The organism is Streptococcus sp. 959, from assembly GCF_013277075.1.
GTDB classification, from domain to species: domain Bacteria; phylum Bacillota; class Bacilli; order Lactobacillales; family Streptococcaceae; genus Streptococcus; species Streptococcus pseudopneumoniae_C.
Map to the genome: position 1 here is coordinate 23,962 of NZ_VMMF01000030.1, position 15,354 is coordinate 39,315.

Here is a 15,354-nt window from a genome sequence, read left to right on the forward strand (position 1 = left end):
CTTAACTTCACTCAAGGGAAGTTTGGAAACGAGAAATTTTTTTCTCAACAAGCACTATTCTTTCACACCACCGATAGTCAAACCTTTTACAAAGTAGCGTTGGAAGAATGGATATAGAATCGCGATTGGAAGGGTTGCGACCACAACCATGGCCATACGACCTGTTTCTTTTGGAAGAGCAACTCCCAGTTGACCAGATAGGCCGACTGCTTTGGCGATGTAGTCCATATTTTGTTGGATTTGCATAAGCAAATATTGCAATGGATACAAGTTGTCACTCTTGATATAAAGAAGGGCGTTGAACCAGTCATTCCAGAAACCAAGAGCTGTCAAGAGCGTGATGGTTGCGATACCTGGTAGTGACAATGGCAAACAGATTTGGAAGAAGATCCGGGCCTCACTAGCACCATCGATACGAGCGGATTCAAGAATGGCTTCTGGAATGGTCTTCTTAAAGAAGGAACGCATCAAGATGATGTTAAATGGTGAGAGAAGCATTGGAACAATCAAGGCCCAAACTGTATCACCAAGTTGAAGTAAACGAGTGACCACGATATAGCCCGGTACCAAACCAGCGTTGAACAACATACTAAGAAGGGCAAAAATCGTAAAGAATCTGCGATACTTAAAGGTTGTCCGTGAAATAGCATAGGCATAAGTTGTTGTGATAAAAACGTTTGTGATAGTCCCCACCACTGTTACAAAGACTGAGATGAAGAGGGCTTGGAGAATTTTATCCTTAAACTGTGCCAAAAATTCAAAACCGTCTAAGCCAAATTGGGATGGGAAGAAGCTATAGCCATTTTGGAGGATACTCTTTTCATCTGTCACCGAAATAACGATAACGAATACAAAGGGTAGGATACAAGAGAGGGCAATCAAACCAGAAATGGTACTGAAGAAGATATCTGCTTTCTTACTGAAGGAGTGAATGCCGACATTATCAATTTTTTCTTTTTTAATTTTCTTTTCTGCCATATTCTCCTCCTTTCTAGAACAAGGCTGAGTTTGGATCAACTCGTCTTGCAAGTAAGTTTGATAGGATAACCAGAATCAAACCGACAACTGATTGATAGAGACCTGCTGCTGATGCCATGCCGATATCCGCTGTCTGAGTCAATCCGTTATAGACATAAACATCCAAGACGTTGGTTACGTTGTAAAGCTGGCCAGCATTGTGTGGGATTTGGTAGAAGAGACCGAAGTCTGCACGGAAGATATTTCCGACTGCAAGGATAGTCAATACAGTTACCAATGGTGTCAACTGCGGAATGGTTACGTTGCGAATACGTTGCCATTTGCTGGCTCCGTCTACTGTCGCTGCTTCATAGTAGGTTGGATCAATTCCCATGATGGTCGCATAGTACATGACACTACTATATCCAAAGCCTTTCCAAATACCTAGGAAAAGTAGGAGATATGGCCAGATACCCAAGTCAGCGTAGAAATTGATTTCTTTGAGACCAAGAGTTTCCAATAAATGGTTGAAGACCCCTTTATCAATGTTTAGGAAGGCATCTGTAAAGAAACTGATGATAACCCAAGACAAGAAGTAAGGGAACAACATAGAAGTTTGGAAGATCTTAACCATTCTCTTAGAACGGAGTTCACTGAGGATGATGGCAATTCCTACAGATACAATCAAACCAATAAAGATAAAGCCGAGATTGTAGAGGACAGTATTTCGTGTGATAATAAAGGCGTCTTTTGAACTAAATAAGAATCTGAAATTATCGAGTCCGACCCATTTACTATTCATGATACTATCTATGAAACCATTACTGGTCATGTGGTAGTCTTTAAAGGCAACCACGTTCCCAAATACTGGAATGTAGAAGAATAGAATCAACCAGAGTGCCCCTGGTAAAACCATCAAGAGAAAGATCCAGTTGTCTCTCAAGGTTTTTGAAAACTTATTCATAATTTCCTCCCTTTTTATTTTGATATCCATCTAAAAATTCCTTTTTAGACTTTTGATAACGATTACATTATTAGTATACTCCTATTTGCAGGTTAGGTTAAACTACTAATTATAGAAAAAACTCCACAAATTATTTTATGTGGAGTACTTTTGAAGAAAGGGATGTTTCACGAGAAACACTCTGAACAAGAGACACTGTTCTTGTTTCTAAGTTGTATAAATGGTTGAAGCTGTCGCAATAGTATGCCACTGGTTGGCTGTTGTGGCTGCGAAGTCTTTGTCTGCGTAGAAGTCCGTAAATGGTAAGATTTCCACTTCTAGCTCGTCGATGCGGTCAAGCTGATCAGCCAGATAAGCCTCGATGCGGCTTTCTGCTCGTTTGATGCGTTGCAAGAGTCCGCCCATACGGATGTCAACTGTATCCAAGCCAAAGACCTTGTTTTCTTTCAGCCATTGGTGGCTAAAGAGAGCATGGAAGTGTTCGATTTGGCTTCTGAGTTCTGGTAATTCTTGTCTTGCGATTTCTTGCAGATTGTCCTTATCATCCGTTTGGTAAGCCTGACGAATGCGTCGTCCCACATCGACTTTGCTACTTAAAATATGGTTCAACTGGGCCTGAGTTTCAAAAAGATAGGCATAGTTTCCAGCTTTTTCTTTAATGTCAGCAAGCGTCTCAGAAGCCTGAGAGAAGTGTGGCTTGTCCTGTTCAGGTGTCATGTGTCGATCAAGAATCGGGCAGAGAACATCCTGATAAAAGACATAGCGGTTGGGATTGATACCACTGAGATTGCTTGGTAGATCTGGCAAGAGGTTAGCTAGGTCAATCTGCATGAAATCCTCAACCGAAAGACCTGTATTGGTCTTGAAGTGAGCTGACAAACGGTCTAGATCATTGCGATAGCTGAGTTCTGCCCAGATTTGCAGGCTTGGTAGGATAGAAAACTGAGCAGTTTCACCACCATTGTCCCCCCAACCCGTCACAATGACTTCTTTGATCTCATTGGCACGGCAAGCTTTATTGGCTTCGACTGCGATGAGACGGCTGAAATGGTTATTGGGTGTGAAACCGATCCACTTCCAAGCACCTCCTGCAAAGGCAAGGTCATGGCTAATCTTGTGATGGTTGCGGAAGTTGCGATTATATTTTTCCTCGCTATCCTGGTAGTAATCCCAGTAAACCAAGGTTACACGATCTTTGAGACGGTCTAAGTAAACACGAGTTTCCTCTGGAATTTCAACATCACGGTCGTACTGGCCATCTGCCGACATGAGTTTGAAGAACATATCGCTCCACATCTGGCAGTGGAATCCATATTTGTCTGCAATATCCAGCACACGCTCCAAGTGTTGGCACATGAGGAGACTACGATCCACAACACCGTTCAGAATCAAGTAGCGTCCCAAACCAACCAAGTGGGCTTCGTCCATCCCGATATTGACCTTGCGAGTCTTCAGTTTAGATAGCGTCGCAAACATGCCATCAATCAGGTTATAAACCTTTTCTTCTCCAATGAGAAGAATATCCTCTACATCACGGAGTTCCTGCACTTCTTTGACACCCCATTTGACAAAGGCTGACAAGTGGGCCAAGGTCTGAATGCAAGGCACAAAGGTCATGTCAAACTGTTGGGCATAGGCTTCGATTTCCTGCAATTCCTCAGCTGAGTAGGCTCCACGGAAATAGCCAAAGTAAGGTTGTCCTTCAATCTGGTAGGTGTCTTCCATGTAAAGCTCAAAGGTTGAATAGCCCATGAGAGCCAAGACCTCAATCATCTGCTTGGCAGATGCCACATTCAGCACCGCATTTCGCGAACAGTCAGCCATATAGGCTAAATCTTCATATGCTGCCTGTTCTTCAATCTCGACCTTGTCAGATTCTGCTAGAGCCGTTGCCAACAAGGACAAGGCGCGATAGAGTTGGTGAGGTTTGCGGTAGGTCAATTGATAATGACCACTCTCACCCTTGATAGAGATAGAGGCTTGGTCAGACTGAGTGACATCTATCTCTACATCTGGCAAAGAAATGTGACCGTTTAAAACCTCAATAGTTTGCGCTTGTTTGTCACTAATTCCTGTAAATCTTACCATTGGTTTTCCTCCTGTAGCCAGTTGACAAGGGCACCGTAGAGATTGGCATCTGCATGATAGGTGCAAGCTTGGATAACTGGTGCGACCGTGTATTCTTCGTAGGTTTCGACAAATTCATCGACAGCTTTTTGAACACCTTGGATAAAGTCGGGATTCTGACTGATAGATCCTCCCAGACTAATGACATCTGGGTCGATGAGATACTGAATATTGAGCAAGCCTTGCGCCAGATTGCAGTTCATGCGCTCAATGGCTTCTTGACAAAGGGCATTTCCTGCTGCGGCCTCTTGATAAATCTTGCGACCGTCCCAGTCAGTCTGACCAGATTTTTCAATCACGTAGCGCACCATATTTCCAGTTGACGCTAGTTGCGACCAGTTGTTAAGCTTTTCAGCAGGGGCAAGGATTGTCATGTAGCCAAATTCCCCACCCAGACCGTGGCGACCTCGGTGAAGTCTCCCATTGATAATCATGGCCCCACCAATCCCTGTACCAATCACGACACAGGCTGCATTTTCAAGTTCTGTATGAGCTAGCAATTCACTAAGTCCAACGCAGTTGGCATCATTCTCTAGATGGACAGGCAGCTGATGATGGGCAAGGGCTTCATACCAAGAAAAGCCGTGGATGTAGGGCACGGCACTGAAGCCATCAATCACACCTGTCTCTTGATTGACCGCACCTGGAACACTCATCGCAATCCCACTATAATCTTGTTCTGACAAGCGTTGGTCTAGCCAAGCTATTAAATCCTCTAAGTTTTCTGGTGTTGGGATACTTGTCTTATCCAATATTTTCCCATCAGGAGTCAGACTTGCAAACTTAATCCCAGTCCCTCCGATATCAATCGTTGCAATGGTCATTGTTTTTACCATAAAAAGGGGCGAATCAGCAGTTAGTTCTTACCTTTTCGCCCCTCCTTTCTTTTTATGTTTACTTTTTGAAATTAAATTTCTTCTTTTTTGATGAATTCTGTACGAATCTCTTGTGGTGAAATGAGGCCTCTATGAACTGGGTATGGTCGTTCAAGTAGGTCAAGGAAGAGATGTTGACTTTCCGGTACACGTACATTTTCACTACACATATTGTAGTAACGAAGAACATAGCCTTCTTCATTTTCAGCGACCTTAAAGGCTGTTGGGCAAACTTGTGGTAAGCTGAGTGCCGCATGACTCAAGAGACTACCAGTCGCAGCAACACTTCCTTCTTGTCTAGTAATCTGAAGGCTGGTAAATGGTGTCTGCAAGGCTTTGGCACGACGGAAGGCTGAGAAGCGTTCTTGGGCTTGGTGGCATTCAATCGCGAATTCGACTTCAAACTCACGCAAGCATTGTGCTTCTGGTGTTGGGAAGTAGCCCCAGTCACCCAGCTCACCTGAGGCACGCAAAATAGTCACGGCAATGGTGTCGTCTCCAAGGATTTCGTATTCATTCAATCCCTTGTTGGATACAGTCACACCTTTTTCATCGTCATACAGGCTGACAAAGGCTTGTTGGTGTTGAGGATTTTCAGGATTTTCCCATGAAGCTGCTGGTTTATTTGGTCGTGTCACCACTTCATAGATGCTTTCAGAATCATTGCTTGGACGCGTGTTATGAGTCTTGACCAAGAGACGGATACGGTGGTCTTTGGCAGCGTTAGTAAAGCGAGTCTTAAAGCGGATTTGTGGATTGTCAACAAAGACAGTCAACTCAGTTTCAAGAGGAATGCTTGTCAATTCTTCTGAACGTCCAGCTTCACGTTTCATAAACTCGATGATGCCTTTTTGCTCTTCTTCTAGCTTTTCATCCGCACTTACTGGCACTGTCAATTCATGTTTGAGCAAAATCTTAGCATAGCGATCTGTGTTTTCCAAGACCTCGTAGCCCTTAAGTTCTGCATAGATGGGCTCTGTTCCTTTAGGTTGGAAATAGATGTACTCATTTCCGATGTCCCCACGGTCCTCAAATCGGATAAAATCTTCGTAAGCTTCGTGAGTTGTCTTATCATAAACTGTGATGTTGTCATCCACACTGACCGTTACAAATGGTGTATCAATGACTCCGTTTTGGTAAATACCGTCACGGTGTTCTTGTTCTCCTTCCAGCAATTGGAAAGTTGTCCAAGAAAGCGGCGCTAGGTGAACTGGAATGGTCACACGCACTTGACGAGCAATACGAGCTTGGCGGAACTTGTCTTTTGGTAAATCATACTCAAAATTAGCCCCAAGGTCTTCGATTTTAGCCTCTACAGGACGACCATCCAAGTCCTCCACACGGTAGCTTGGCAAGGTAAGAGCAGCCATCTTCTTGTAACCTTCTGTTGGGTGCAATTCCTTGAAATCACAAGTCGCCACATCAATCACTGTGCTAACAGTATCGACCTTATCATGCAAGCCTGTGTTAATGACAGTAAAGAGGTAGTCACTTTGAGCCTTAGCTGTAGCAATTTTACCCTTCCACTCGTTGAGAAGATTGGTCTTAACAAAGTTTCCGACTTGATTAACCTTGGCAAAACGTGTTTCCATCTCACGGTGAACTTCGTCCACGCTACAGCCACAGATGCTATCATGTGGCGCATTCTGCAAAAGAGTTTTCCAAGCATAGGTCAACTGATCCTTGTGGTTGTGTCCACCAGTGATAATGGTCAAGGGTTCTACCACTTGTTCTAGCAGATTACTATTTTCCTGGAAGGCTTGTTTGAGATAAATACGTGATGAAGAAGTGTTGGCAAGTGTGTACCAACCGTCTGTTTCCTGACTGGTCAACTCACCTGTAACTGTTGATAAGTGTTCAGGAAGAGCACCTTCCACAGCTTGAACATATTCATCAAAGGAACTGTGCACAAAGGTCACATCTGGGAAGAGTTCATTTGCAACACGAATGGCTTCGCTCAGATTTTTCTGTACAGGTTGGTGGTCACAGCCGTTCATCATCAGCCATTGGTTGGTCGAAGCGTAGTCACGCACATCTGACAATTTTTGTTTCCAGAAGGTCAAGGCCTCGTCTTTATCAACTGGGATTTCATTCCCGTTACTGTACCAATTGGCAAAGAGGATACCGAGGACACGACTACCATCCGCACCCTGCCAGTACATTTCTGAAAATTGAGAAGTAAATTGCTCATCTTCAAGGACTTGGTTGTCAAATCCAATCGGTTTGACACCACGGCCAAAGGCTGCCACGTGAATGCCTGATTTTTGTAGGATTTGAGGCGCTTGCCCCATATTTCCAAAGGTATCTGGGAAGTAGCCAATCTGAGTGGATTTGCCCCATTTTGCAGCTTCTTGCTGACCGATAAGAGTATTGCGGACATTGGCTTCACTTGAAATCAAGTAGTCATCTTGCAAGATGTAAAAAGGACCAATTTTCAATTTTCCTTCGTCAATGTACCGTTGAACCTTGTCGCGATTTTCAGGGCGAATCTCCAAGTAGTCATCAAGGACAATAGTTTGTCCATCTAAGTGGAAACTCTTGAACTCAGAGTCATTTTCAAAGAGATCAAAGAGATTGTCAAACAATTCCACCAACTGCATACGGTGGCTTTCAAAAGGCAAGTACCACTCACGGTCCCAGTGACTATGTGAGATAATATGTACAACAACATTTTCCATGAAGTAAAACCTCATTCTAAATTTAAATTTTAATGTTTTAAATGTAAATTTGTGATTCTAACAAGAATCAGTTGCGCTAAAGCGTGTTCCTTAGCGGATATCCAGGTAATCCAAGACCAACTCGCAGAACATCATGTTAGCCCAAGAGAACCATTCACGAGAGTAGAGAGTTGGGTCGTCCACGTGGAAGCTTTCATGCATGACACCTGTGCCCCCATCGCAAGCAACCAGCTGATCCAGCAAGAATTTCTTCTCTGCCTTATCTCTTGTTGTCAATCCTTGGATAGATAGGGCAATGGGCCAGATATAGCGATAGAAGGTATGAGAACTTCCGAGACCACTAGCGTATTCTCCTTGGTAGAAGTATGGATTTTCCGGGCTCAGAATGGTACGACGAGTGGCTTGATACACTTCGTCTTCAATCTCGCAGTAGCCCAGATAAGGCGCCGCCAACAAACTTGGTACGTTTGGATCATCCATAATACTAGCATTTCCTAGGCCATCCACTTCAAATGCATAAATCTTTTCGCCCTTGCTGTTGGTGGTGTAGGCGTAGTTTTCGATTCCTTCTTGGATTTCAGACTGGAGACACTTAGCATCAGCAATAATACTCTCGCTATCAGCTAGGTCTAGTTCGGCAAAGATTTCTTGCACGTAACCCAAGACTACTACGGCAAACATATTGGACGGAATCAAGTAGCTATACTGGCAACAATCATCACTTGGACGGAAGGCTGACCAAGTCATACCAGTCACTGCAAAATCAGGTCCAAAGCCATCATTTACTAAGGTGTCTTCCTTGCGGTCCGTATCCCGAACAAAACGATAAGGAGAGTTCTTGTGGTCTTGTTCTACCGTCCACAGATGGAGAATTTCCTTAGTCGCTGCGACAAAAGTCTCATCAAACTGACTAGTCTCACCAGTCTCTTTCCAGAGGAGATAAGCCAACTGCAACGGATAGCAAAGCGAGTCCACCTCGTACTTGCGTTCCCAAATCCAGCCGTTAAGGTCTGTGTGGTCAGTCTCATGGTGCCCCTTCCAGTTTTCCTCAATATTGAAGGAATTGGCATAAGGATCCTTGAGCACCAAGGTCATCTGACGTTTGACCAAACCTGCAATGGTCTGACGCAAGAGAGGATCTCTTTTAGCCACATGTAGGTAGGGTCTGAGTTGGGCTGTCGAATCCCGAAGCCACATAGCAGGAATATCCCCAGTCAAGACAAAAGTTGAACCATCTTCTAGGATTTCAACCGTATTGTCCAAGGTGTCGGTGTAGCAACGCTCGAAAACATCCACCCACTCTGGATGGTCCTTAGCCCGCTCTGCTACTTCATCTAGCCATTCTCTAACAATTTCTTTTGAATAAATCATCGTGCAGTATCCTCTTTCAAACAAGTTTCATTTTCAGTATATAGCTTTTGGGACAGAAAATACATACACAAATGATAGTCATTTTTCTACAAAATAGTTATCTTTGAAACTCCTTTTCTAAAGGCTATCTTTTTCTGATATAATGTAGAAAAACAGCTAAAGGAAAGACTATGAAACCACTACTTGAAAGCATCGATACCCGATTTGGAACTGCCAGCAAGCATGCCTTTTCTCGGGGAAATACCCTGCCTTACACGGGCGTCCCTTTCGGGATGAATTACTTTGTGCCCCAGACCAGTGACCAGGAGGGAGCTTGGTTTTTCGATCCGCATTTGCCTATTTTTCAGGGGATTCGATTAACCCACCAGCCCAGCCCTTGGATTGGGGACTACTCTTGGCTCCTTCTGACACCTGTCACCGGCCAACTGGGTGGAGACAGCCTCTTCCATCGCCAATCTTCCTATGACATGGATAAGGCCTCTTTCCAACCTCATTATTTGAAGATTTTCTCCCTGCGCTATCAGATTGAAAGCCAGCTCACACCGACTTGCTACGGTGCTTCTATTCGTTTGGAACAAAAGCAAGGCAAAGCCCTCTCCCTCTACCTTCACGCAGCAGATGAACTGACCGTAGAGCAAGTAGATAAGCGAACGCTTGCCCTAAGACAAGAAGGAAAAACTGAAACCAACAAAAATCCACTAACTATGTTCACCTCCCTGCAAATGAATACGGATATCCTTGCTGTCAGCCAAGAAGATGAAGACTGGCGAATTGACTTAGCAGATAGCCATGCTGAGATCCAACTAGCGACTTCTTTCATCTCCCCTTCTCAAGCACTGCTTAATCTACCTCAAGAAGATTTTGATAACTGTAAAGCAAGTGCCCAAGCGGATTGGGAAAATCTCCTCCATCGTTTTGATGTTATAGAGACAGGAGAGGCTGACCGAACCTTCTTTGATCACTGCCTTTACAGACTCTTCCTCTTCCCGCAGACTTTTTATGAGGTTGATGAATCAGGGCAAGCCATCCACATGGATCTGGCTACTGGTACTATCAAGCCCGGTGTCCTCTTTAGCAACAATGGTTTCTGGGATACCTTCCGCACCACCTTCCCCCTCTTTGCCCTTATCATACCAGAGCATTATCGTCTCTTTTTAGAAGGCTTTCTCAATAGCTACCGTGATACCGGATTTCTTCCAAAATGGCTGGCTCCAGATGAACGTGGCATGATGCCTGGTACCCTTTTAGATGGTATTATCGCAGATAGCGCCTGCAAGGACATGGCTCCCGACTTGGAAGAAGAACTCCTCCAGGCTATGCTTGAAACAGCCAGCAAATCCGACCCTCTCGGCATCAATGGTCGCCACGGACTAGCCCAATACCAAGAACTTGGCTACCTCTCTACCGACTACCACGAAAGCGTCAGCCATACCCTAGACTATGCCTATAGCGATTTTTGTATCGCTAGCTGTGCCGAAAAACTCGGTCAGAATGATATCGAGGAAACTTATAGAACTGCTTCACAAAATTACTGCCATCTATTTGACGCTGAAACGGGCTACATGCGAGCGCGAGACAATCAAGGCAACTTTCGCCCTGACTTCTCTCCCTATAGTTGGGGACAAGACTATGCCGAATGTTCAGCCATCCAAGCAACCCTAGGTGTCCTCCACGACATCCCAGGCTTGATCCAACTTATGGGTGGAAAAGAAGCCTTTAGCAACTATCTTTTGAAAACCTGTCAAGATTCTCCTCTATTTGAGACAACAGGCTATGGTTACGAGATTCATGAAATGAGCGAGATGGCTACTGCTCCTTTTGGACAAATAGCCATTTCCAACCAGCCGAGCTTCCACATTCCTTATCTCTTCCGCTACAGCAATTACCCTGACTACACTGCCCTTCTCATCAAGACCTTGCGTCAGAAAGCCTTTCACCCAAGTTGGGAAGCCTATCCTGGCGATGAGGATAACGGCAGTCTCTCGGCCTGGTACATCTGGTCAGCTCTCGGATTTTATCCGACCTGTCCAGGAAAACCAAGCTATGACCTCGGAATCCCTATCTTTGACCACCTCCGTATCTACCTAGCTAAAGAAGGTAAATGGCTAGATATCCATGCCGAGCAAAACCACAGCCACTTCAACTTTGTAAAAGAATGCCGACTGGATAAGGTGCCAATATCTAGCATTCAACACCGAGACCTCTTGAAAACTGATCAACTAACCTTCACCCTCAGCTGGTTGCCAAGTCAGCTGTCCACTTCCTGAAATGCAAAAATCTCCTAGCAGACTTTCCTGCTAGGAGATTTTCTTATGAGAGGTACTTATTTAAGCTTTAAAAATCGGACTTATTATTCGATAATTATCAAACAATCTACCAATTAAGCTTCTTCGTCATCTTTACGACGACGACCTGCAAGACCAAGACCAAGTAATGCACTTGCGGCTGCTGCTACCATAGCTACAGTAGAATCTGCTGTACCTGTATTTGGCAATTCTTTAGCTGCTTTACGCGCATTTGCTTGTCCTGATGTTGTTTGACCAGCATTAGCTGAACTTCCATTGTCTGTAGAAGAACGTTGTTTAAAGATATCTTTACCTACAATTGTGTAAACTTTACCATCTTTAGTAATTACAGTTGCATTTCCTGCTTTGTCGAAGATAACTTCTACTACATCAGCGTTTGCTCCTTTAATCTTAGCTTTTGCAGCTTCTTTTTCTGCATCTGTTAAGTTATTGAAGTCTGCTACTGTTTCTTTTTCGAAGTCAACGTTGATGTTTTCACCATTGTTCTTAGCTGCAACATCTTTAGCATCTTTAACTAATTGAGCTGCTGGAATGGTTGCTGTCTTACCTTCTGGGGTTGTAACTGTTGCGTTTCCTTTATCGTCTACTACTACAGTTGATCCTGGGTTGACTGCTTTAATTGATTCTTTAACTTTTTCAATTTCATCAGCTGTTAATTTAGCTTTATCTCCAACTAACACTCTAGTTGCTGGTGTGTTCACACCATTTTGTTGAGTTGGATCAGTTAATTTATCTTCTGGAATTACTAAGTCAAGTTCTGGGATTACTAATACTGTTCCATCACCTTTAGTAACGATTACATCACCTTTATCATTTACTACTACAGTTGATCCTGGGTTTACATCCTCTACTGCTTTCTTAACTTTTGCTTTTTCTTCATCTGTTAACTTAGCTGGATCTTTTACTACTGTCTTAGTTGCTGGTGTGTTTGCTCCATTTCCTGCATTTGCTTTACCTGCGTCTGCTGCTGACTTAGTTACATCTGCTGCTGGAATGGTTGCTGTTTTACCTTCTGGAGTTGTAACTGTTACGTTTCCTTTATCGTCTACTACAACTTTAGATCCTGGATTTACAGCTTTAACTTTGTCTTCGATTGCTTTCTTCTCAGCGTCTGTTAAGTTAGCTGGATCTTTAACTTCTACCTTAGCTGCTGGTGTGTTTACTGCATTTCCTGCATTTGCTTTACCTGCATCTGCTGCTGACTTAGTTACGTCTGCTGCTGGAATGGTTGCTGTCTTACCTTCTGAGGTTGTGACTGTTGCGTTTCCTTTATCGTCTACTACAACTTTAGATCCTGGGTTTACTGCCTCAATTGCTTCCTTAACTTTTGCTTTTTCTTCATCTGTTAATTTGGCTGGATCTTTAACTTCTACCTTAGCTGCTGGTGTGTTTACTGCATTTCCTGCATTTGCTTTAGCTGCGTCTTCTGGTGATTTAGTTAAGTCTGTTGATGGAATTACTACTACATCACCTTCTGGGGTTGTGACTGTTGCATTTCCTTTATCGTCTACTACAACTTTAGATCCTGAGTTTACTGCCTCAATTGCTTCCTTAACTTTTGCTTTTTCTTCATCTGTTAATTTGGCTGGATCTTTAACTTCTACCTTAGCTGCTGGTGTGTTTACTGCATTTCCTGCATTTGCTTTAGCTGCGTCTTCTGGTGACTTAGTCAAGTCTGTTGCTGGAATTACGGCTGTCTTACCTTCTGGAGTTGTGACTGTTGCATTTCCTTTATCATCTACTACTACTGTTGCACCTGGGTTCACAGCTTTAACTTTATCTGCGATGGCTGTCTTAGCTGCTTCATCTACACCTTTGGCTGGATCTACAACTACTTTATCCGCTGGTTTGACGATGTCGTTTCCTGCGTTTGGTTTAGCTGCGTCTTCTGGTGACTTAGTCAAGTCTGTTGCTGGAATTACGGCTGTCTTACCTTCTGGAGTTGTGACTGTCGCATTTCCTTTATCATCTACTACTACTGTTGCACCTGGGTTTACAGCTTTAACTTTATCTTCGATCGCTTTCTTCTCTTCTGGAGTTAAGTTAGCTGGATCTTTAACTGCTGTCTTATCTGCTGGTTTAACGATGTCGTTGCCTGCATTTGGTTTAGTTGCAGCTTCTGAATCTTTTGTCAAATCTGTTGCTGGAATTACGGCTGTCTTACCTTCTGGGGTTGTGACTGTCGCATTTCCTTTATCATCTACAACTACTGTTGCACCTGGGTTTACAGCTTTAACTTTATCTTCAATCGCTTTCTTCTCTTCTTTAGTTAAGTTAGCTGGATCTTTAACTGCTGTCTTATCTGCTGGTTTAACGATGTCGTTACCTGCATTTGGTTTAGTTGCAGCTTCTGAATCTTTCGTCAAGTCTGCTGCTGGAATTACTGCTGTCTTACCTTCTGGGGTTGTAACTGTCGCATTTCCTTTATCATCTACAACTACTGTTGCATCTGGATTTACAGCTTTAACTTTATCTTCGATCGCTTTCTTCTCTTCTGGAGTTAAGTTAGCTGGATCTTTAACTGCTGTCTTATCTGCTGGTTTAACGATGTCGTTACCTGCATTTGGTTTAGTTGCAGCTTCTGGATCTTTTGTCAAATCTGTTGCTGGAATTACGGCTGTCTTACCTTCTGGGGTTGTAACAGTAACATTTCCTTTGTCATCTACAACTACTGTTGCATCTGGGTTTACAGCTTTAACTTTATCTTCGATTGCTTTCTTCTCAGTATCTGTAAGTTTTTCTGGATTTGCTACTACAGTCTTATCTGCTGGTTTAACGATGTCGTTACCTGCATTTGGTTTCTTAGTATCTTCAACAGTACGTACTAATTCTTCTACAGGAATAACTTGTGTTTGACCATCTGGAGTTGAAACTTTAGCATTTCCTTTGTCATCAACTACTACAATTGAGTTTGGATTTACAGCTTCAACTGCTGCTTTAATTTTCTCCTTCTCAGCATCTGTCAACTTAGCTGGATCATTTACAACTACTTTATCCGCTGGTTTAACGATATCGTTGCCTGCTTTTGGATCATTTGCTGTAGCTGCAGTTTTCACTACTTGCTCAGGAGTGATGATTTCTTTGTGCCCATCTGGAGTTGTAACAGTAACATTTCCATCTGCGTCTTGAGTAATTTCTTTAGCATCTGGATTTACTTTCTTAACAGCTTCTAAGACCTTAGCTTTTTCATCATCTGTTAAAGCACTTGGATTATTTACAAGAACTTTATCAGCCGGAATATTCACTTCACCTACAGCTTTAATAGCCGCTTTATCTGACTCTTCAATTCCATCAACAGCTTCTGATGTTTTAGCTGCATCTACAGATTTCTTAGCTTGATCTGCGATTGCATCTACTTGAGCTTTAAGATCTTCTTTAGCTTTAGGAGTTAAGTCTGTACGTGCATCAATTGCTTCTTTCTTAGCTTTTGCTTCATCTTCAATTGCTTTACGTGCATTTGGCTTATCTTCTACAACAGGTACAGATTTTTCGATTTCACCTTCAGCTTCTTCTTGAAGTTGCTTAACTTCTGCATCTGTTCCAGCTTTATCGATTTCTTTCTTAGCTCCTTCTGCTAGAGCTTTAGCTGCATCTGCTGCAACTTTCTTCTCATCATCTGTAGCATCTGGAGTGTTAGCAATGTCTTCCAATTGTTTTGCTAATTTATCTTCGATGGCTTTCTTAGCTGCTGGTTTAGCTTTGGCTTCTGGATCTACAGCTTTAACATCTGCTACACCTTTATCTTTAGCACCATCTACTGCTGTTTGAGCTTCTGCTGCTTTCTCTGGTGTTTCTGCGTTGCTTGGTTGAGCATCGATTGCATCTGTTGCTTCCTTAGCTTTCGCTTGAGCTTCTTCTTTGGCTTTAGCTTTCTCTTCATCTGTGAGGTCGTTACGGCCAGCAATTTCTGCTTCTTTAGCTTTCAATTCATCCGCAACTGCTTTCTTAGCTGCTTCTTTAGCTACTGGGTTAACTTTGGCGATTTCACCAGTACCAGCTTCTTTAGCTTTATCTACTTCTGCATTGCTTGGTGCTGCATCAATTGCTTCTTTAGCCTTATCTGCTGCATCTTTAGC

At 43.2% G+C, this 15,354-nt stretch carries 8 protein-coding genes; 1 reads left to right on the top strand and 7 read right to left on the bottom strand.

What is annotated here, in order from left to right:
- Positions 1–54: 54 nt before the first annotated feature.
- The 6 genes from HT717_RS08830 to HT717_RS08855 all read right to left on the bottom strand — a co-directional run bounded on the left by HT717_RS08830 (position 55) and on the right by HT717_RS08855 (position 8,972).
- Complete coding sequence (locus HT717_RS08830) at positions 55–978, bottom strand: carbohydrate ABC transporter permease (RefSeq protein WP_000818351.1); 924 nt, start codon at positions 976–978, stop codon at positions 55–57.
- Between the two features lie 13 nt (positions 979–991).
- The gene (locus tag HT717_RS08835) at positions 992–1,921 is read right to left on the bottom strand and encodes a sugar ABC transporter permease (RefSeq protein WP_020899962.1); all 930 of its coding nucleotides are present in this window, start codon (positions 1,919–1,921) and stop codon (positions 992–994) included.
- Positions 1,922–2,128: 207 nt separating this feature from the next.
- Positions 2,129–4,009 carry a beta-N-acetylhexosaminidase gene (locus HT717_RS08840; protein WP_153226215.1) on the bottom strand — a complete coding sequence of 627 codons (1,881 nt, stop codon included), beginning with the start codon at positions 4,007–4,009 and terminating at the stop codon, positions 2,129–2,131.
- Positions 4,003–4,872, bottom strand: a complete 870-nt coding sequence (locus HT717_RS08845) for an ROK family protein (RefSeq protein WP_033680938.1) — start codon at positions 4,870–4,872, stop codon at positions 4,003–4,005. The genes HT717_RS08840 and HT717_RS08845 overlap by 7 nt, the downstream gene beginning before the upstream one ends.
- An 83-nt stretch (positions 4,873–4,955) precedes the next feature.
- A complete protein-coding gene (locus HT717_RS08850) occupies positions 4,956–7,601 on the bottom strand; it encodes an alpha-mannosidase (protein ID WP_153226214.1) in 2,646 nt (881 codons plus the stop codon).
- Positions 7,602–7,691: 90 nt separating this feature from the next.
- Positions 7,692–8,972, bottom strand: coding sequence for a glycoside hydrolase family 125 protein (locus HT717_RS08855; RefSeq protein WP_061088537.1), 1,281 nt, complete (start codon positions 8,970–8,972; stop codon positions 7,692–7,694).
- A 170-nt stretch (positions 8,973–9,142) separates the two neighbouring features.
- On the opposite strand from HT717_RS08855, the gene HT717_RS08860 reads away from it, so the two are divergent.
- A complete protein-coding gene (locus tag HT717_RS08860; RefSeq protein WP_049541368.1) occupies positions 9,143–11,239 on the top strand; it encodes a GH92 family glycosyl hydrolase in 2,097 nt (698 codons plus the stop codon).
- 113 nt (positions 11,240–11,352) lie between these two features.
- Here HT717_RS08860 and HT717_RS08865 read toward each other — a convergent pair.
- The coding region (locus tag HT717_RS08865) for a DUF1542 domain-containing protein (protein WP_173305062.1) at positions 11,353–15,354 on the bottom strand (4,002 nt) is incomplete at its 5' end.

Coding starts and splice junctions, on each gene's coding strand:
- HT717_RS08830 (WP_000818351.1), bottom strand. CDS start 978: ATGGCAGAAAAGAAAATTAAAAAAGAAAAAATTGATAATGTCGGCATT.
- HT717_RS08835 (WP_020899962.1), bottom strand. CDS start 1,921: ATGAATAAGTTTTCAAAAACCTTGAGAGACAACTGGATCTTTCTCTTG.
- HT717_RS08840 (WP_153226215.1), bottom strand. CDS start 4,009: ATGGTAAGATTTACAGGAATTAGTGACAAACAAGCGCAAACTATTGAG.
- HT717_RS08845 (WP_033680938.1), bottom strand. CDS start 4,872: ATGACCATTGCAACGATTGATATCGGAGGGACTGGGATTAAGTTTGCA.
- HT717_RS08850 (WP_153226214.1), bottom strand. CDS start 7,601: ATGGAAAATGTTGTTGTACATATTATCTCACATAGTCACTGGGACCGT.
- HT717_RS08855 (WP_061088537.1), bottom strand. CDS start 8,972: ATGATTTATTCAAAAGAAATTGTTAGAGAATGGCTAGATGAAGTAGCA.
- HT717_RS08860 (WP_049541368.1), top strand. CDS start 9,143: ATGAAACCACTACTTGAAAGCATCGATACCCGATTTGGAACTGCCAGC.